The following is an 18,307-nucleotide window of genomic DNA, read 5'->3' as shown; positions in this document are numbered from 1 at the left end:
CGGCCAGTGGACCGCGGTGCACCACGCCTTCACCTCGCCGACGCCCGAGTGGGTCGATTCCTTCGAGTCCGACCCGGCCCATGCCCTGGCGTACGCGTACGACCTGGTCTGCAACGGCAACGAGATCGGCGGCGGGTCCATCCGTATCCACAACCAGGCCGTGCAGGAGCGGGTCTTCGCGCTCATGGGCCTGAGCCCGGAGGAGCAGCGCGAGAAGTTCGGCTTCCTGCTCGACGCGTTCTCCTACGGGCCGCCCCCGCACGGTGGTATCGCGTTCGGCTGGGACCGCATCTGCGCCCTGCTCTCGGGCATGGACTCGATCCGCGACGTGATCGCCTTCCCGAAGACCGGCGGCGGCTACGACCCGCTGACGGCCGCGCCCGCGCCCATCACCGTCGCGCAGCGCAAGGAGGCCGGGGTCGACAGCAAGCCGGCCCCCGCCAACCCGGTGAAGCCGCAGGACCGTCCGGTGGACGACCCCGGCACGGACGCCTGACGCGGTGATCCGGTTGCGGGTGCTCGCCCCGCCCGGGCGCACCGAGGCCGTGCTCGACGCGGTGACCGGCGAGCCGGGGGCCACGCACGTCGTCGTCCTGCGGGGCGCCGGGGTGGAGCCGCCGAGCGACGTCGTCGAGACCGACGTCGCGCGGGAGGCGGTCGACGGGCTCGTCGACACGCTGCGCGGGCTCGGCTGCTGCGACGACGGTGCGATCGTCCTGTTCCCCCTGGACACGGTGATCTCGCGCTACGCCGACCGCGCCGAGGAGGCCGCGCCGGGGGAGGGCGTCGACGCGGTCATCTGGGACGAACTGCTCGCCCGCACCGGACAGGACGCCCGCCTGTCGGTGACGTTCACCGTCATGCTGACCATCGCCTGCCTGCTGGGCGCGGTCGGCGTCGTCACCGACTCCCCGGTGACCGTCGTCGGTGCCATGGTGCTCGGCCCGGAGTACGGGCCCCTCGCGGCGCTGGCGGCTGCGATCGTCCGCAGGCGGGCGCCGCTGGCCCGCGAGGCGGTGACCGCCCTCGTCGTCGGGTTCGCGGTCGCCCTCGCGGTGACGACCGCCGGTGCGGCGCTGGGGCGGGCGTCGGGCGCCGTGACCGACGCCGCGCTCGCCGATCTCGACCAGACCGCCTTCGTCTACCAGGTCGGGCCGTTCTCGTTCGTGGTCGCGCTGCTCGCCGGGGTCGCCGGGATGGTGGCCCTGCTCGCGGGCGAGGGGTCGGGCGTCCTGGTGGGGGTCTTCATCTCGGTGACCACCGTGCCCGCGGCCGGGTTCGCCGCCGTGGCCGCGGTCCTCGGGGCCTGGCCGCAGGCTCTCGGTTCCCTGCTCCAGCTGGGGGTCAACGTGGTCGGGATCGTCCTCGCGGGCCTGTTGGTCCTGCTGATCGCGGGTGCTCGCGGCAGGCGGCGAACGCCCCGCACCCGGCCCCGAACCAGACGCACAGCGTGACGGCATCTGACCGCACCGTGGTCGTCCGAACGCGGACGTGCATCGATTCCGAGTTCGTCACGTTCAGATTACTCGCGAGTAGTAGACGCCCCGGACGGTAGGGTCCATCGTCTGATGACCCCGCTCACAACGGACGAGTCCGGTGCCCCCTCCCCGCCCGACGCCCCTGGCGACCCTCACGGCGACGGCTCGATGGACCGCACCGTCGCGTTCGCCGAGGAGCTCCTGACCCGCCGCAGCGGCGCCCAGGTCCGGCTCGCGGACGCCGAGGACCTGGGCGGCAGCACCCGGTCGCGGGTGGTGCGCGTGCGTGTCTCGGAGAACCCGTTCTCGCTGCCGCGCTCCCTCGTCGTCAAGCACTACCTGGGGGCGCCGGACCAGGCGGACGGCACGGACCGGGCCGACCCCTTCCCGTACGAGGCGGCGAGCTGCCAGCTCTTCACCGCCCTGCCCGCCGAGGACCGGGCCACCCCGACGCTCTACGCGAACGACCCCGAGCGCCGCCTGCTCGTCCTGGAGGATCTCGGGCGCTGCTCGACGCTCGCCGACAAGCTGGACGGCGACGACCCGAAGGCCGCCGAGCGTGCTCTGCTCGGCGCCTCGCGCGCCCTCGGGAACCTGCAGGCCGTGACGGCCGCGCGAGAGGGCGACTTCGGGGCCCTGCTCCGCCGCTCCGGCGTGCGCCACTGGCGCGACCCGCTCGCCGACGACGCCCGCTCGGCCCTCGCCGAGGTCCCCGACCTGCTCGCCCACCTGCTCCGGGTGGAGGCCGCCCCGGCGGCGGTGGCGCACGCCCGGTCGGCGTCGAGCCTGCTCGGGGGCACCGAGTACCGCGCGTTCAGCCCGTCCGAGGTCTCCCCGGAGAACTGCCTGCTCACCGGGGCGGGCGCACGCTTCCTGGACTTCGAGTGGGGCTGCTTCCGCGACGTGGCGCTGACGGCCGCGTCGGTCCGGCTGCCCTTCCCCGGCTGGGGCCGGGCCGCCGTGCTGCCCACCGGCATGGCCGAGGCGATGGCGGCGTCCTGGCAGTCGGAGGTCTCCGGGGTGTGGCCCGAGCTGGCCGACCCGACCGTCTCCGGGCCACGCCACCTGGCCGCCACGACGCTGTGGGTGTGGGTGTGCACCCGCACGCTGCTCCCGGGGGTCGTGGGCCGCGGGGCCGGTCCGGACCAGGTCGTCGTCGGACGCCCGACCGAACGCGCCGCGGCGGTGCTCGCGAGCTACTGGCGGCGCCTCCGCACCGACGCGGACCGCCAGCACGTGGACGCCCCGGTCGGCCTCGCCGACGCCGTCGTCGCGGCCCTCGAGCCCTACGGCGGCGACGAGCCGCTGCCGCCGTTTCCCGCGTTCTCCCGGTGCACCTCGCGCCCGTGAGGCCCGAGAGCACCCAGTGAGCGGTCGGCCAGCGTCACGATCACGAACAGCACGGCGGCGCCGAGCATGAACCAGGCGAGGTCGTGCAGGCCCGGGGTGTCCGCGCGCGGGCTGAGGAAGACCCCGCCCGCCGTCGAGGCGACGATCGCGCCCAGGTAGTAGAAGGTCCGCAGCAGGCCCGCCGACGAGCCGATCCGCTCCTGCGTCGCCTGGTGGTAGACCGCGTTCTGGTTGGCGAGATTGTTCAGGCCCTGCGGCACCCCGGCCGCCAGGGCGACCACGACGACGAGCCACACCGCGCTCGACGGTCCGAGGGTCAGCAGCAGCCCGGCGACCACGACCTGCGTGACGGCCCCGACGAGCAGCTTGCCCCGGATCTCGGGACGGCGGCCGGTCAGCGTCGACACGAGGATCCCGGTGCCGAAGACCGGCAGGAGCACCAGCCCGGCGAGCGACGGGTCGAGGCCCAGGCCGCCGTCGTCGGCGGGGCCCTCCTCGAGCCACTGCGTGAAGCCGTAGAGCAGCGAGTACGAGGACACCGCGGTGAGCAACGAGCGGGCGTAGGTCGCGAGCAGCGGGGCGTTGCCGCCGAGCAGTCGCAGGTCGAGGAACGGCGACGGCGCCCGCAGTTCCCACCACACCAGCCCGACACCCGCGGCCACCGCGAGCACGGGCAGGAACCACAGCCGGGCCTCGGGATGGACGAGGAAGAGCAGCAGCGCCACCAGCGTCGCGGTGAAGAGACCGATGCCCGCGAGGTCGATCCGCGCCGCGAGCCCGGAGCGGGCGCTGCGCCCGGCCAGCGGCTCCCTCGGCAGGCGCCAGGCCCCGAGCACCAGGCACGCGACGGCGAGCGGCGCGTTCACCAGGAACGTCGCGTGCCAGCCGCCGACGGCGATGAGCAGACCGCCGAGGGTCGGGCCGATCACGGCGACGGTCTGGGTGGAGACGGCGAGGATCGTCAGGATGGTCTGCGGGCTGTCCCGGCCGGTGCGCTGCGCCTCGGTGCGGATGAGGTGCATCGCCGCGGGATAGCCGGCGCAGGTCCCGAACCCGATGAGCACGCGCGCGAGGACGAGCACACCGAGGCCGGGCGCGAACGTCCCGACCACGCCGCCGACCCCGATCAGGACCGATCCCACGAGGTAGAGCCGCCGGGGTCCGTAGAGGTCGATGAGCCGCCCGACCACGGGCTGCCCGACCGCCGTGGCCAGGTAGAGACCCGTCACCAGCCACGCGGTGTCCGAGGCGGGCGCCCCGAAGGCGACCCCGATCGGCACGAGCGCCACGGCCAGCATCGTGGAATTGATCGGGTTGAGGGTCGCGCCGAGGATCATCGGCAGGATCAGCCTGCCGTCGAAGGCCCCGCCCTCGAAGGTCCCGCCCTCGTGGTCGGCTCCCGACCGGCGCCGGCGCAGGAACGCCGTCATCGTTGGTTGCCCATGCGAACGATCGTAGTCGCGCCCGGGCGGCGGCTCAGGAGATGAAGCGGGCGATGCGCTCCAGGGCCTGTTCCAGCTGGGAGAGCGCTGTCGCGTACGAGCAGCGGACGTGGCCCTCGCCGGACGGGCCGAAGACGTCGCCCGGCACCACGGCGACCTTCTCCTGCTCGAGGAGCCCCTCCGCGAAGGCCTGCGAGCTCATGCCGGTGGTCCGGATCGACGGGAAGACGTAGAACGCGCCACCCGGCTCCGGGCAGGTCAGCCCCAGCTCGTCGAGGCCCTTGGCGAACAGCCGGCGGCGACGGTCGTAGTCGGCGACCATGTCCTCGACCTCGTCCTGGGCCGTGCGCATCGCCTCGAGGGCCGCGATCTGGGACATGTGGGGCGCGCAGAGCATCGTGTACTGGTGGATGCGGTGCATCAGCCCCGCGAGCTGCTCGGGCGCGCACACGTAGCCGACGCGCCAGCCGGTCATGGCGTAGGACTTCGAGAACCCGCCGAGCAGCACCGTGCGCTCCCAGGCGCCCTCCGCGGCGGACGCCGGAGTGTGCGTGCCCTGGTAGGTCAGCCGGTCGTAGATCTCGTCGGAGAGCAGCCACAGATCGTGCTCGACGGCGAGCGCGGCCAGCGCCGCGAGGTCGGCCGCGCTCTGCGCGGACCCGGTGGGGTTCGACGGCGACCCGAACAGGATCGCCTTCGTGCGCTCGGTGACCGCCCCGCCGATGATCGTCGGATCCAGGCGGTAGGCGTCGTCGGGATCGAGGGCGACGGGCACCGGGATCCCGCCCGCGAACGCCACGCACGGCGCGTAGGCGACGTAGCAGGGCTCCGGGACGATGACCTCGTCGCCGGGGTTGAGCAGCGCCCGCAGCGTGAGGTCGAGGCCCTCGGAGACGCCCGAGGTGATCAGGCACTCGTCGGCCGCCCGGTAGCGCACGCCATAGCGGTCAGCGAGGTCGGTGCACACCGCTTCCCGCAGCTCGAGCAGCCCGGAGTTGCTCGTGTACGTGGTCGCCCCGTGCTCCAGGGCGTGGATGGCGGCCTCCCGCGCGCTCCACGGCGTCGGGAAGTCCGGCTCGCCCACACCCAGCGAGATCACGCCCTGCATGCTCTGGGCGAGGTCGAAGAACTTGCGGATCCCCGACGGCGGGACCTCCCCGACGATCCGCGAGAACGGCTTGGCGGGGGGAGCCATCAGGGGGTCACCGACAGACGCTGGTCGGGCTCGGGGTCGATGAGCAGCTGACCGTCGTCCTTGTAGCGGCGGAGCAGGAAGTGGGTGCTCGTCGCCGTCACCCGGTCGATCGCGGACAGCTTCTGGGCGACGAAGTCGGCCACCTCCCGCATCGACTCGCCCTCCACCTCCACCCGCAGGTCCTGGGCGCCGCTGACGAGGTGGACCGCCCGGATCTCCCGGAACCGCGCGATCCGCTCGGCGACGTCGTCGAACCCGCGCCCGCGCTCCGGGGCCACGGTCACGTCGACGAACGCGGTCACCCGCTGGTCGCCGAAGCGGTCCCAGTCGACGACCGTCTTGTACCGGCGGATCACCCCCGAGGCCTCCCAGGTCGCGATCTGCTCGCGCACACTGGCCTCGTCGATCCCGGTCAGGGTCGCGATGCGCTCGACGCTCGCGTGCGCGTCCGCCTCCAGCACCGTGAGGATCTCCCGCATGGGCACCGACCCTATCCGGCCCGCCGACCCGGGTTCTGAGCGAAGGGCCCCGTCGGTCGAATAGATCGGCGAGGGGCGCCCTCGGCCGGAACGAGCGGGCCGCCCCGGGGTGAGCGAAGGGCGCCGTCGTGCGGATGGATCGAGCGATGGGGCCCCCTCGCTCCTCGCTCCTCGCTCCTCGCGCCGCGGGAGGCGGCGGCGAGCCCGGCCGGCCCGGACTGTCGGCCCGGCGCAGTAGCGTCGGGGGCGTGAGCGAGGACCGCCCGTGAGCCCCGTGAGCGAGGACGCCGACGGCGCGCTGTTCGACGTGGCGCCCCCCGAGCCGACGCCGCGCCCGGCCGAGGAGGACCTGCGCCCCGTCACGCGCGGGGTCGTCGAGGACCGCCCGGCGCCTGCGGGGGACGGGCCGCGCCCGCCGCTGGCGGTCCGGATGCGTCCGGCGAGCCTCGAGGAGGTCGTCGGCCAGGACCACCTGCTCGCCCCCGGCGCCCCGCTGCGCCGGCTCGTGGAGGGCGCCGCCCCCGCGTCCGTCCTGCTCCACGGGCCGCCCGGCACCGGGAAGACCACCCTCGCCCGGCTCATCTCCCAGGCCACCGGCCGCTCGTTCGAGGCGCTCTCGGCCCTCTCCGCGGGGGTGAAGGAGGTCCGCGGGGTCATCGAGGTGGCCCGCAGGCGCCTCGCCGCGGGCGGGGTGGGCGGGCAGCCGAAACAGACCGTGCTGTTCATCGACGAGATCCACCGCTTCAGCCGCACCCAGCAGGACGCCCTGCTGGGTGCCGTGGAGGACCGCGTCGTCCTGCTCGTCGGCGCGACCACCGAGAACCCCAGCTTCTCGGTGGTGGCCCCACTGCTCTCCCGCAGCCTCGTCCTCGGCCTGCACGCCCTCGACGACGAGGCCGTCGGCTCGCTGCTCGACCGCGCCGTCGCCGACGAGCGCGGGCTCGGCGGCACCGTCACCCTCACCGACGAGGCCCGGGCGCACCTGGTCCGGCTCGCGGCGGGCGACGGCCGACGCAGCCTGACCGCCCTGGAGGCCGCGGCGGACGCCGTCGGCGCGACCACGGGAGTCGTCGACCTCGCCGTCGTCGAGCAGGTCGTCGACGAGGTGGCCGTGCGCTACGACCGCGCGGGCGACCAGCACTACGACGTCATCTCGGCGTTCATCAAGTCGATCCGCGGGTCCGATCCGGACGCCGCGCTGCACTACCTGGCCCGCATGATCGTGGCGGGGGAGGACCCGCGGTTCATCGCACGGCGCCTCGTCGTGCACGCCAGCGAGGACATCGGGCTCGCCGACCCCACGGCACTGCAGGCCGCTACCGCCGCCGCGCAGGCGGTGCAGCTCATCGGCCTGCCGGAATGCCGGATCGCGCTCGCGCAGGTGACGATCCACCTGGCGACCGCGCCGAAGTCCAACGCCGTCATCGGTGCGATCGACGCCGCCATGTCGGACGTACGCACCGGTGCGGCGGGCCCCGTCCCGGCGCACCTGCGCGACGGGCACTACGCCGGCGCGCAGAAGCTGGGCAACGCCGTCGGGTACCGCTACCCCCACGACGAGCGGGCGGCCGTCGTCGCGCAGCAGTACCCGCCGGACGAGCTGGTGGGCCGGGACTACTACGAGCCGAGCGGCCGGGGCGAGGAGCGGGCGATCGCCGAGCGCCTCGCGCGGCTGCGGGACGTCGTCCGGGGCTGATCGTTCGTGGGGTGATCCACCGGGCATCCTGCGCAGCCGACCGCCCGTCGACCGGGGCCGCGCGACGCCCCGGGGCGGAGCGCGCCGATCATGGTCATCCGGGTAGCCTTCCGCCACCGCACGGCGCCCGGAACGTCTCCGGCCCTCGTCAGCGGCGAACCTGGATCCCAGCCGAAGGGGAAGTGACCGTGTCGGTCGGGCAGATCGCGGCCATCGTCGCCGCGGTGGCGTTCGTGATCCTCGTGCTGCTCCTGGCGATACCCCTGATCAAGCTGGGGCGGACGCTGGACGAGGCGACGATCGCCATCCGGAAGACCCACGAGGGCTCGGCCCCGCTGCTGGACGACGCCCAGGTCACCCTGACCACGGTGAACACCCAGCTCGAGCGGGTCGACGGCGTGACCGCCAGCGCCCAGGCCGTCGCGGCGAACACCCGGGCGCTCAGCTCGCTGTTCACCGCCACGCTCGGGGGCCCGCTGGTGAAGGCCGCCGCGCTCTCCTACGGGCTGCGCAAGGCGAGCCAGAACCGCAAACTGAAGAACGCGCCGCCCGCCAAGGCCAAGCGATCGAAGCCGTCGTCCAGTAAGCGGAGTGCCCGGGGATGAAGCGACTGTTCTGGATGGGGGTCGGCGTCGCCGTCGGCGTCAGCGCCTCCCGCAAGGTGTCCCAGGCCGCCCACCGCGCCAGCCCGGCGGGCGTGGGCGCGAGCCTCGGTGAGGGCCTGCGCGAGCTCGGCGCCGGTCTCGGGGCCTTCGGCGCCGAGGTGCGCGCGGGGATGACCGAGCGCGAGGACGAGCTGTACTCCTACGTGGAGGAGTCGACCCACATCCCGGTGCGCCCCGTGGTGGCGGCTGGCCCGCCGGAGCCGACGCCCGCGGCAGCACGACACACCCGAGCGCCTCGGCGGGGGGCCGCGAGCCGCTGACACCGGCTCGCCGATTCGACGCTGCGGCGCCCTCCACCGCTCCCGCCCGTCCGGGCGGTGCGTGCGCACCACCGAAAGATCCCGCGGTGTCCCGGCCGCGTGCGATCATCGGTGCCCCCTCCCGGAGACGCCCCGGAGCCGGTCGGACCCGGCCGCTCCTGACACCCACGAGCAGGACACCGTGCAGACCCACGAGATCCGTCGACGCTTCCTCGCCCACTTCGAGAACGCCGGCCACACCCCCGTCCCCAGCGCCTCGCTGATCCTCGACGACCCGACGCTGCTGTTCGTCAACGCCGGGATGGTCCAGTTCAAGCCGTATTTCCTCGGCGAGGCCCCGCCGCCCTGGCCCACGGCCACCTCGGTGCAGAAGTGCGTGCGCACCGGCGACATCGAGAACGTCGGGTACACCACCCGCCACAACACGTTCTTCCAGATGGCGGGCAACTTCTCCTTCGGCGACTACTTCAAGGACGGCGCGATCCGCCACGCCTGGGCGCTGGTCACCGGCTCCCAGGACGACGGCGGGTACGGCTTCGACCCCGAGCGCGTCTGGGTCACCGTCTACGACAACGACGACGAGGCCGAGCGCATCTGGCGCGACGTCATCGGTCTGCCTGCCGAGCGCATCCAGCGCCGCGACGGCCGCGACAACTACTGGGACATGGGCATCCCCGGCCCCGGCGGACCCTGCTCGGAGATCTACTACGACCGCGGGCCCGAGCACGGGCTCGAGGGCGGCCCGGTCGTGGACGAGGACCGCTACGTCGAGATCTGGAACCTCGTCTTCATGCAGGACATCCGGGGGGAGCAGAGCCCGAAGTACGGGGCCGCCCCCATCGGTGAACTGCCGCAGAAGAACATCGACACCGGGCTCGGGGTCGAGCGCGTGGCGTTCCTGCTGCAGGGCGTCGACAACGTCTACGAGACCGACCTGGTGCGTCCGGTCATCGACCGGGTCGTGGAGCTGTCGGGGCACTCCTACGACGGCGGGAGCGAGGAGGACGGCGTCCGCTTCCGTGTGATCGCCGACCACATCCGCACCGGCACGATGATCATCGGTGACGGGGTCACGCCGGGCAACGAGGGCCGGGGCTACGTCCTGCGCCGGCTCCTGCGCCGGGTCATCCGCAACGCGCGGCTGCTCGGGATCGAGGGGCCGGTGCTCGCCGACCTCGTCGCCGTCGTGCGCGACGCGATGGGCCCGTCGTACCCGGAGATCGTCACCGACTACGACCGGATCGTCGCCGTCGCCGTCGCCGAGGAGGACGCGTTCCGCGCCACCCTGGCCACCGGCTCGCGACTGTTCGACGCCGCCGTGGCCGACACCCGCGCCGGCGGCCGGTCGGTGCTCTCGGGCGAGAACGCCTTCACCCTGCACGACACCTACGGCTTCCCGATCGACCTCACCCTCGAGATGGCCGCCGAGGCCGGGCTCGAGGTCGACGAGGGCGCGTTCCGGTCGCTCATGGACCAGCAGCGCGCCCGCGCCAAGGCCGACGCCGCCAGCCGCAAGCAGGGCGCCGCGGACCACTCCGTCTACCGCAAGCTCCTCGAGACGCACCCGCCCGGGGAGTTCCTCGGCTACACCGACCTGCAGGCCGCGACCACGATCGTCGGGCTGCTCGTCGACGGTGTCTCCGTCCCGGTCGCCCGCGAGGGCGACGTCGTCGAGGTCGTCCTCGACAACACCCCCTTCTACGGCGAGTCCGGCGGTCAGCAGGCCGACTCCGGCACGATCCGCACCGTGGACGGCACCGTCCGCGTCGACGACGTCCAGCTCCCCGTGCCCGGGCTGCGGATCCACCGCGGTGTCGTGACGGCGGGGGAGGTCGCCGTCGACACGGGCGCCGACGCCGAGGTCGACGTCGCGCGGCGGACCGCCATCGCCCGGGCGCACACCGGCACGCACCTCATCCACGCCGGGGTGCGCAACGCCGTCGGCACCTCCGCCGCCCAGGCCGGTTCCCTCAATGCCCCCGGCCGGCTGCGGTTCGACTTCACCTCGCCGAGCGGCGCCATCCCGCCGTCGCTGCTGCTCGAGGTCGAGGACGAGGTCAACACGATCCTCCAGGAGGACCGGCCGGTCGACTGGTACGTCACCTCGATGGACCGGGCCCGCGATCTGGGCGCCATGATGCTGTTCGGCGAGAAGTACGGCGACCAGGTCCGGGTCGTCGACATGGGCGAGTATTCGCGCGAGCTCTGCGGCGGCACCCACGTCGCCCGCACCGGCGAGCTCGGGATGGTCAAGGTGATCACCGAGGGCTCCGTCGGGTCCGGGGTGCGCCGCGTGGAGGCCCTCGTCGGGCTCGACGCCTTCCGCTACCTCAACCGAGAGCACGTGCTGGTCGGCCAGCTCGCCGAGCAGCTCAAGACGCCCAGCGAGGAGCTCCCCGAGCGCATCTCCGGTCTCGTGGACCGGCTGCGCGCCGCGGAGAAGGAGCTCGAGAGCGTCCGGGCCCGCAACGTGCTCTCCTCGGCGGGTGCTCTCGCCGACGGCGCGGACGACGTGGGCGGGATCGCCCTGGTGGCCTCGCGGACGCCCGACGGGGTCGGGGGCGGCGACCTGCGCACCCTCGCCTCCGACGTCCGGGGACGACTCGGTGACCGGCCCGGCGTCGTCGCCCTCTTCGCCCCGGACGGGGAGAAGGTCTCGTTCGTCGTCGCCACGACGGCCGGCGCCCGCGACCGGGGCCTGGCCGCCGGGGACCTCGTCAAGGGGTTCGCCCCGGCCATCGGGGGCCGCGGCGGCGGGAAGGCCGACCTCGCCCAGGGCGGCGGCTCCCCGTCCGGGGGGCCCGCCGGGATGGACGCGGGCATCGGTGCGGCCATCGACGCGCTCCGTCACCAGGTCGCCGGGTCGGCGGGCGCCTGACCGTGAGACCCGGCCGGGTGTTGGGGATCGACGTCGGCGCGGTACGCGTCGGCATCGCGCTCTCCGATCCGGCCGGGGCCCTCGCGACCCCGCTGGTTACGCTCGATCGCGACGAGACGACATGGTCCGACCTGGACCAGCTCGTGGAGCTCGTCACCGAGCACGAGGTGGTCGAGGTGGTCGTGGGCCTTCCCCGCACGCTCGCCGGCCGTGAGGGGCCTGCGGCGCAGGCGGCCCGTGCCTACGTCGACGACCTGCGGGAAGTCCTCGCGGAGCACTCGATCACCGACCTCCCGATCACCCTGGCCGACGAGCGGCTCACCACCGTGTCGGCCACCCGGATGCTCTCCGACCGCGGCGTCAAGGGTCGCGCCCAGCGGCGCGTGATCGACCAGGCGGCCGCCGTCGGGATCCTCCAGACCTGGCTCGACGGCCGCCGCGCCGCCCCCGACGCGGCGGGCCCGTGACGGCCCCGCACCGCCCCGAGGGCGGCAGGCGTCTGGTGTCGATGTCGACGGTGTCCGCGGGCTCCGAGGACGAGGTCGGCGGGCACAGCGGGAACGGGAACGGGCACATCGACCGGCCCGCGGACGACAGCCCCCCGGGGAACGACCGCCGCGCCGGCGTGCCGCGTCGTGCCCGCGGGATGCGCAGGCCGGCCCCGGAGTGGGAGCGCCCCGCCCCGGCGGCGACGTCGGAGGAGGCGACGGCCCCGACCCCGCCGACGGGCTACGTCGAGCCGGCCGCGGAGCCGGACGACGCGGTCACCGACACCCTCCACCACCAGGGCGCGATCACGGGCCTGCCCACGACCCCGTCGCGCATCCCCCTCCCGGAACCGGCCGGACGGTCGGCCCGGGTGGTGTCGGGAGTGCGCACCCGGGCACCGGAGCAGCGCCCACCGGCCGCCACCGTGGTCTCCGGATCCGAACCGACCGCTCCGGCGCCCGCCGCGACGGTGCGCACCCCGCCGCCGGAGCCCGAGGACGACGGCGGCGCCCTCGGCGGGCTCATGGCGCTCTCCTCCGACGAGCCCAGCCCGTTCGAGGAGGACACCCGCCGTCGTCGACGGCTGGTCTGGCCGGTCATCGCGGGCTTCCTCGTGCTCGCGCTCGCGGGCGGAGCCTTCTTCGCCCGTGATCTCTGGGGCGTGGTCTTCCCGCCGGACTTCGCCGGTCCCGCCACCGGCCATGTCGTCATCCAGGTCGCGGACGGCGATTCGACCCGCGACATCGGCGAGACCCTCGTGTCCGACGGCGTCGTCGCCTCCGCGCGTGGATTCGGCAACGCGGCCGAGGACGATCCCCGGGGCCGCGGGATCCAGCCCGGCTTCTACGACATGCAGCGCGGGATGCCCGCCGCCACCGCGGTAGGCCGGATGCTCGACCCCGCCACCCGGCTCGGCCGGCTCGAGGTCCGCGGCGGGACCCAGCTCGACGACACGGCGGGCGCCGGGGCGGCCCGGGTGCCCGGCGTCCTCTCCCTGATCTCCGACGCCACCTGCGTCGTCGAGGACTCCGGGGCGCGCCGCTGCACTTCCGTCGAGGATCTCCGACGCGCCATGGAGACCGCCGACCCGGCCGGGCTCGGCGTGCCGGACTGGGCACTCGCCGACGTCCGGCGCGCGGTGCCGGAGCGTCGGCTCGAGGGCCTCGTCGCGCCCGGCACCTACGACGTCACCCCCGGCGCCGACGCCGCCACGGCCCTCAGGGCGGTGGTGCGGACGTCCGCGAGCCGGTTGGAGGATGGTGGCATCGTCACCCGGGCCGCGAGCGACAACGTGAGCCCATACCAGGCGCTGATCGTGGGGTCGCTCGCCGAGCGCGAGGGCGTCGAGCAGGACTTCGGCAAGATCGCCCGGGTCGTCTACAACCGGCTGCCGATCCCGATGCGGCTCCAGCTCGACTCGACGATCAACTACCCGCTCGACCGGCAGACGCTGCTGACGACGCCGCTGGACCGGGCGGCGCCCGGGCCGTACAACACCTACCTGAACTTCGGCCTCCCGCCGACGCCGATCGGCGCGGTGTCCCCGCCTGCCCTGCGGGCCGCGCTCACCCCTGATCCCGGGGGGTGGGTCTACTTCGTGAAGTGCCGGCCGGACGGCGCGTCGTGCTTCGCGGTCACCCCGGCCGAGCACGACGCCAACCGGCGGCTCGCGCAGTCGCGCGGGGCCTACTGAGTGGGCGCAGTGGTGGCCCGCCGGGCCGCGGTGCTCGGATCACCTGTGGCCCACTCGCTCTCCCCGGTGCTGCACGGCGCCGCGTACGAGGCGCTGGGGCTGCGCGGCTGGACCTACGAGCGCGTCGAGTGCGACGCCGAGGCGCTCCCTGGTCTGGTGACGGGTCTCGACGATGAGTGGGTCGGGCTCTCGGTGACGATGCCCGGGAAGAAGGCGGCGCTCGAGGTCTCGACGTCGGCGTCGGACCGGGCCCGCCGCCTCGGGGTCGCGAACACGCTGGTCCGGGCTCCCGACGGGTGGGCCGCCGACTGCACCGACGTCGACGGCGTCGCCGGTGCGCTCCGGGCGGCGGGCGTGGTCGACGTGCCGGCGATCGGCGCCGGGACGGTCGACGCCGTCCTGCTCGGGGCCGGTAGCACGGCCTCGGCGGCGGTCGGGGCGCTCTACGAGATCGGCAACGAGGCGGTGACCGTGGTCGTCCGCGAGCCGGCGCGGGCCGCCGAGACCCTCGAGATGGCCCGCGGCTACGGGATGGACCGGCGCGCGATCCGGTTCGACGAGGTGCTCGATCGCGACCTCGCCGCCGCGAAGGCCCTGGTCAACACCACCCCGGCGGGGTCGGTGGACGACACGCTGGCCGCCCGCCTGGTGGGGGCGCTCCCGTCCTGGGCCGTGGTGCTCGACGCGGTGTACCACCCCTGGCCGACCCCCCTGGCCGCCGCCGCGACGCGCCGCGGGCTGGCGGTGGCGACCGGCCTGGACATGCTGCTGCACCAGGCGTTCGGGCAGGTCGAGCAGTTCACCGGCCTGGCGGCCCCACGCGCGGCGATGCACGAGGCGCTGGTCCGCGCGACCGGCTTCGAGGCCCGTTCGCCCTAACGGTCCGTCCCCACCGGCACCGGGCCGCCGGCCTGTCCCCAGGGCGGGGTGCGCGAGGCGACCGCGCCGGGGTCGGCACCGCAGGCTCGTCGTCGTGACCGGATCGCTCCTGCTCGACGTCGTGCTCGGCGTCCTCCTCCCGCTCCCCGGCGGGGCCCTGGTGGGCGCGGGGGTGCGCGCCGTCCTCGCCCGGGGCCGGCGTCCGGTGCTGGTGCCGCGCGGCTGGTGCGAGCTGGGGACGGCCCTGGCCTGCGGGGTGACGGCGACGGCGGCCGTGACCGGTCTCGTGGCGCCGGCGCGGGTACCGCTGCTGCTCGTGGTGTCCGTGCTCGCGGTGGCGGGTGCGGCCACCGACGTGCTCACCGGCCGCCTGCCCGACGTGCTGACCCTGCCGGCGCTCGGTCTCGGCCTGGTCGCCCTCGTCCCGGTCGGCACGGTCCCGACGGGTCTCGGTGGCGCCCTCGCGCTGGGTGGCCTGCACGCCGTGGTGGCGGTGGTGGCCCCGGCCGCCCTCGGCGGCGGTGACGTGAAGCTCGCGGCCGCGGTGGGCGGGCCCCTCGCGGCGACCGGGTGGTGGGCGTGGGCGGCGGCTCCCGTGGGGGCCGCGCTGGTTCTCGTCGCCCTCGCGCTGGTGCGGCGGACGCGCGCGGCGCCCCTCGGACCGGCGTTGCTCGGCGTGACCTGGCTCCTGCTCCTGGCGGGAGGGTGAGGGCCGGGCGGGGGACGTGGAACGATGGCGGGGTGTTGCGGTGGCTGACAGCGGGTGAGTCTCACGGTCCGGCGCTCATGGCGGTGCTCGAGGGCATGGTGGCCGGGGTGTCGGTGTCGTCGAAGGAGGTCTCGGGGGAGCTCGCGCGCCGGCGCCTCGGCTACGGCCGCGGGGCCCGGATGGCCTTCGAGGCCGACGAGCTGGAGATCCTCGGCGGTGTCCGTCACGGGCTCACCCAGGGCGGCCCGGTGGCGATGCGCATCGGCAACTCCGAGTGGCCCAAGTGGGAGACCGTGATGTCCTCCGACCCGGTCGACCCGGAGGTCCTCGAGGGCCGCGCCCGCAACGCGCCGCTGACCCGGCCGCGCCCCGGTCACGCCGACCTCGCGGGCATGACGAAGTACGGCTTCGACGAGGCCCGTCCCGTACTCGAGCGGGCGTCGGCCCGGGAGACCGCGGCGAAGGTCGCCCTCGGCGCGGTCGCGAAGGCGTTCCTCGCCCAGGCGCTCGGGGTGGAGGTGCTCTCGCACGTGGTGTCGCTCGGCACGGCGGACGCCACCGAGGGGGCCATCCCGATGCCCGGCGACGGCGAGCGCATCGACGCGTCGCCGGTGCGGGCGGTCGACGAGGCCTCGGCGGCCGCGATGATCGCCGAGGTCGACGCCGCGAAGGAGGACGGTGACACGCTCGGCGGCGTCGTGGAGGTCGTGGCGCACGGCCTGCCGGTGGGTCTCGGCTCCTACGTGCAGGCCGACCGCCGGCTCGACGCCCGCCTCGCGGGGGCGCTCATGGGCATCCAGGCGATGAAGGGCGTCGAGATCGGCGACGGGTTCACGACCGCCCGGCGCCGCGGGTCCGCCGCGCACGACGAGATCGACCCGGCCGACGGGGCCGGGATCGATCGGGCCTCCAACCGGGCCGGCGGCATCGAGGGCGGCATGACCAACGGCGAGCCGCTGCGCGCCCGCGTGGCCATGAAGCCGATCTCGACGGTGCCTCGCGCGCTGCGCACCGTCGACCTGGCCACCGGCGAAGCCGCGACCGCGCATCACCAGCGCTCGGACGTGTGCGCGGTGCCCGCGGCAGGCGTGGTGGCCGAGGCGCTCGTCGCGCTGGTGCTCGCCGAGGCCGCGCTGGAGAAGTTCGGCGGGGACTCCCTCGCCGAGACCGCCCGCAACGTCGCCGCGTACCGCGCGGGGATCGACCCGATGCGCGCTCGCGGGGAGACGCAGCGGGCAGGGCAGCACGCCGATAGGGGAGCTCCACCATCAGACGGGGAGACGCAGCGATGAGTCCAGGCGTCGTCCTCGTCGGCCCGCCCGGGGCAGGCAAGACCACCGTTGGTCAGCTGCTCGCGGCCCGCTGGGGCGTGGAGTTCGCCGACACCGACGATCTGGTCGAGGCCCGCACCGGGCGCATCATCGCCGATATCTTCACCAGCGACGGCGAGCCCGCCTTCCGGGCGCTCGAGCGGGACGCCGTGGCCGAAGCCCTCGCGTCCCACGCCGGAGTGCTCGCGCTCGGCGGGGGAGCAGTGCTGGACGAGCAGACGCAGGCCGCGCTGGCCGGCCATCCCGTGGTGCTGCTCTCGGTCGGGCTCGCGGCCGGCGTGCGCCGCACCGGACTGTCCACCGCCCGGCCGCTGCTTGCGGGGGTCAACCCCCGGGCCACCTTCGCCGCGCTGCTCGCCGAGCGCCTGCCCGTCTACCGCGCCGTGGCGGTGCACGAGATCGGCACCGACAAGAGCACCGCCGATGAGGTCGCCGAGGCCGTCCACACCGCGCTCGCGGCGGCCGACGGCACCTCCACGCCTGCGGGTCACCGTGGCTGAGCCGACGACGGTCCGGGTCGCCTCGGGCAGCCCCTACGACGTGGTGGTCGGGCGCGGGATCACCGCCGCGGTGGCGGCCGGGCTCGTGGACGATGTCGCGCTCGCGGGCGCGGCGCGCGTCGCCGTCATGCACCAGCCCGCCGTCGAATCGGTGGCGCTCGCGGTGTCGGCGGGCCTGGAGGCGGCGGGTGTCGACGTCCACCGGGTCGAGCTGCCCGGCTCCGAGGACGGCAAGAACCTCGCGACCGCCGGGTTCTGCTGGGAGGTGTGCGGGCGGATCGGGCTGACCCGCTCGGATGCGGTGGTGGCGGTCGGCGGGGGAGCGGCGACCGACCTGGCCGGCTTCGTCGCCGCGGGCTGGATGCGCGGCGTGCGGGTGGTCCACGTCCCCACCACGCTCCTCGCGATGGTCGACGCCGCGGTCGGCGGCAAGACCGGCATCAACACGGGAGCCGGGAAGAACCTCGTCGGCGCGTTCCACGAACCCGCCGCCGTCGTCGCCGACCTCGAGACGCTCACGACCGTCTCGCCGCCCGAGCTCGCGGCCGGGATGGCGGAGGTGATCAAGACCGGCTTCATCGCCGACCCCGAGATCCTCGCCCTGGTCGAGGCCGACCCGAAGGTCGCCCTCGACCCGACGGGCCCGGTCCTCGAGGAGCTGGTGGTGCGATCGGTGCGGGTCAAGGCCGAGGTCGTGGCCGCGGATCTGCGCGAGTCCCACCTGCGCGAGATCCTCAACTACGGCCACACTCTCGGCCACGCGGTGGAGCGCCGCGAGGACTACCAGTGGCGCCACGGCGAGGCGGTCAGCGTCGGCCTGGTGTTCGCCGCCGAACTGGCCCGCCGGGCGGGGAGGCTCGACGACGCGACGGCCGACCGGCACCGCGACGTGCTCGCCTCCGTCGGTCTGCCCACCCGCTACGAGGCGGGGGCGCTGCCCGACCTCGTGGAGTACATGAAGGTCGACAAGAAGAGCCGCGGCGCGCTGCTGCGCTTCGTCGTCCTCGACGCGCTCGCCCGCCCCGGACGCCTCGAGGGGCCCACTCCCGACGATCTCGCGGCCGCGTACGAGGCCCTCGCCGCCTGAGCGGATCCGAGCGCGAGTGGGCCGGGCAGGCTGAGCCCGCGGCCGTGCGGTCCGGTCATGCGGCGTCGTGTCGGGGTGCGGGCAGTGACGCGCCGCCGGGGACGGGTCTTCGCTGCGGGTCGGTCCAGCGCGGTGGGGTGAACCACGGACGACCCTCGATCATCTCGATCTTCCAG

17 protein-coding genes are annotated in these 18,307 nt (G+C 74.7%); 14 read left to right on the top strand and 3 right to left on the bottom strand.

Annotated elements, in window-relative coordinates; genetic code table 11:
* The 3 genes from VGI02_RS14425 to VGI02_RS14415 all read left to right on the top strand — a co-directional run.
* A partial coding sequence (locus VGI02_RS14425) for an amino acid--tRNA ligase-related protein (RefSeq protein ID WP_331628083.1) occupies positions 1-496 on the top strand: 496 nt, incomplete at its 5' end.
* 4 nt (positions 497-500) lie between these two features.
* Entirely contained in the window at positions 501-1,454 is a 954-nt protein-coding gene (locus tag VGI02_RS14420) for a DUF389 domain-containing protein (protein WP_331628082.1), read from the top strand.
* A gap of 192 nt (positions 1,455-1,646) precedes the next feature.
* Positions 1,647-2,828: a hypothetical protein gene (locus tag VGI02_RS14415; RefSeq protein ID WP_331628081.1), complete on the top strand. Its 1,182-nt coding sequence runs from the start codon at positions 1,647-1,649 to the stop codon at positions 2,826-2,828.
* On the opposite strand, the gene VGI02_RS14410 is transcribed toward VGI02_RS14415, so the two are convergent.
* Genes VGI02_RS14410 through VGI02_RS14400 form a run of 3 tightly spaced genes read right to left on the bottom strand, consistent with a single transcriptional unit; the run spans position 2,765 to position 5,944 of the window.
* Positions 2,765-4,258: an MFS transporter gene (locus VGI02_RS14410; RefSeq protein WP_331628080.1), complete on the bottom strand. Its 1,494-nt coding sequence runs from the start codon at positions 4,256-4,258 to the stop codon at positions 2,765-2,767. The genes VGI02_RS14415 and VGI02_RS14410 overlap by 64 nt on opposite strands.
* A 46-nt stretch (positions 4,259-4,304) precedes the next feature.
* On the bottom strand, positions 4,305-5,465 hold the full coding sequence (locus VGI02_RS14405; protein WP_331628079.1) for an aminotransferase class I/II-fold pyridoxal phosphate-dependent enzyme: 1,161 nt from the start codon (positions 5,463-5,465) through the stop codon (positions 4,305-4,307).
* Entirely contained in the window at positions 5,465-5,944 is a 480-nt protein-coding gene (locus VGI02_RS14400) for an Lrp/AsnC family transcriptional regulator (protein WP_331628078.1), read from the bottom strand. The genes VGI02_RS14405 and VGI02_RS14400 overlap by 1 nt, the downstream gene beginning before the upstream one ends.
* 349 nt (positions 5,945-6,293) lie before the next feature.
* Here VGI02_RS14400 and VGI02_RS14395 point away from each other — a divergent pair, with 349 nt between their 5' ends.
* From VGI02_RS14395 to aroB, 11 genes are all read left to right on the top strand, one after another.
* Positions 6,294-7,640 carry a replication-associated recombination protein A gene (locus VGI02_RS14395; RefSeq protein WP_414638269.1) on the top strand — a complete coding sequence of 449 codons (1,347 nt, stop codon included), beginning with the start codon at positions 6,294-6,296 and terminating at the stop codon, positions 7,638-7,640.
* A 188-nt stretch (positions 7,641-7,828) separates the two neighbouring features.
* Positions 7,829-8,245, top strand: coding sequence for a DUF948 domain-containing protein (locus VGI02_RS14390; RefSeq protein ID WP_331628077.1), 417 nt, complete (start codon positions 7,829-7,831; stop codon positions 8,243-8,245).
* Positions 8,242-8,565, top strand: a complete 324-nt coding sequence (locus VGI02_RS14385) for a hypothetical protein (RefSeq protein ID WP_331628076.1) — start codon at positions 8,242-8,244, stop codon at positions 8,563-8,565. The genes VGI02_RS14390 and VGI02_RS14385 overlap by 4 nt, the downstream gene beginning before the upstream one ends.
* A 181-nt stretch (positions 8,566-8,746) precedes the next feature.
* On the top strand, positions 8,747-11,443 hold the full coding sequence (gene alaS / locus VGI02_RS14380; RefSeq protein ID WP_331628075.1) for an alanine--tRNA ligase: 2,697 nt from the start codon (positions 8,747-8,749) through the stop codon (positions 11,441-11,443).
* 17 nt (positions 11,444-11,460) lie between these two features.
* Positions 11,461-11,910 (top strand): Holliday junction resolvase RuvX, encoded by a 450-nt coding sequence (gene ruvX, locus VGI02_RS14375; protein WP_331628074.1) that lies wholly within the window; start codon positions 11,461-11,463, stop codon positions 11,908-11,910.
* Positions 11,907-13,625, top strand: a complete 1,719-nt coding sequence (locus VGI02_RS14370) for an endolytic transglycosylase MltG (protein WP_331628073.1) — start codon at positions 11,907-11,909, stop codon at positions 13,623-13,625. The genes ruvX and VGI02_RS14370 overlap by 4 nt, the downstream gene beginning before the upstream one ends.
* Positions 13,626-14,504: a shikimate dehydrogenase gene (locus tag VGI02_RS14365; protein WP_331628072.1), complete on the top strand. Its 879-nt coding sequence runs from the start codon at positions 13,626-13,628 to the stop codon at positions 14,502-14,504.
* Between the two features lie 94 nt (positions 14,505-14,598).
* On the top strand, positions 14,599-15,213 hold the full coding sequence (locus VGI02_RS14360) for a prepilin peptidase (protein ID WP_331628071.1): 615 nt from the start codon (positions 14,599-14,601) through the stop codon (positions 15,211-15,213).
* Between the two features lie 32 nt (positions 15,214-15,245).
* Positions 15,246-16,505, top strand: a complete 1,260-nt coding sequence (aroC, locus tag VGI02_RS14355) for a chorismate synthase (RefSeq protein ID WP_331628070.1) — start codon at positions 15,246-15,248, stop codon at positions 16,503-16,505.
* Complete coding sequence (locus tag VGI02_RS14350; protein ID WP_331628069.1) at positions 16,502-17,044, top strand: shikimate kinase; 543 nt, start codon at positions 16,502-16,504, stop codon at positions 17,042-17,044. Before aroC ends, VGI02_RS14350 begins: the two co-directional genes overlap by 4 nt.
* A complete protein-coding gene (gene aroB, locus VGI02_RS14345) occupies positions 17,037-18,131 on the top strand; it encodes a 3-dehydroquinate synthase (RefSeq protein WP_331628068.1) in 1,095 nt (364 codons plus the stop codon). Before VGI02_RS14350 ends, aroB begins: the two co-directional genes overlap by 8 nt.
* Positions 18,132-18,307: the final 176 nt, after the last annotated feature.

The sequence above is a fragment of the Actinomycetospora sp. genome (assembly GCF_036497245.1).
Lineage (GTDB): Bacteria > Actinomycetota > Actinomycetes > Mycobacteriales > Pseudonocardiaceae > Actinomycetospora.
Note: the sequence above shows the minus strand (reverse complement) of the source record. Positions and strands in the feature narration are given on the sequence as shown.

Coding starts and splice junctions, on each gene's coding strand:
- VGI02_RS14415 (WP_331628081.1), top strand. CDS start 1,647: ATGGACCGCACCGTCGCGTTCGCCGAGGAGCTCCTGACCCGCCGCAGC.
- VGI02_RS14410 (WP_331628080.1), bottom strand. CDS start 4,258: ATGACGGCGTTCCTGCGCCGGCGCCGGTCGGGAGCCGACCACGAGGGC.
- VGI02_RS14405 (WP_331628079.1), bottom strand. CDS start 5,465: ATGGCTCCCCCCGCCAAGCCGTTCTCGCGGATCGTCGGGGAGGTCCCG.
- VGI02_RS14400 (WP_331628078.1), bottom strand. CDS start 5,944: ATGCGGGAGATCCTCACGGTGCTGGAGGCGGACGCGCACGCGAGCGTC.
- VGI02_RS14385 (WP_331628076.1), top strand. CDS start 8,242: ATGAAGCGACTGTTCTGGATGGGGGTCGGCGTCGCCGTCGGCGTCAGC.
- VGI02_RS14350 (WP_331628069.1), top strand. CDS start 16,502: ATGAGTCCAGGCGTCGTCCTCGTCGGCCCGCCCGGGGCAGGCAAGACC.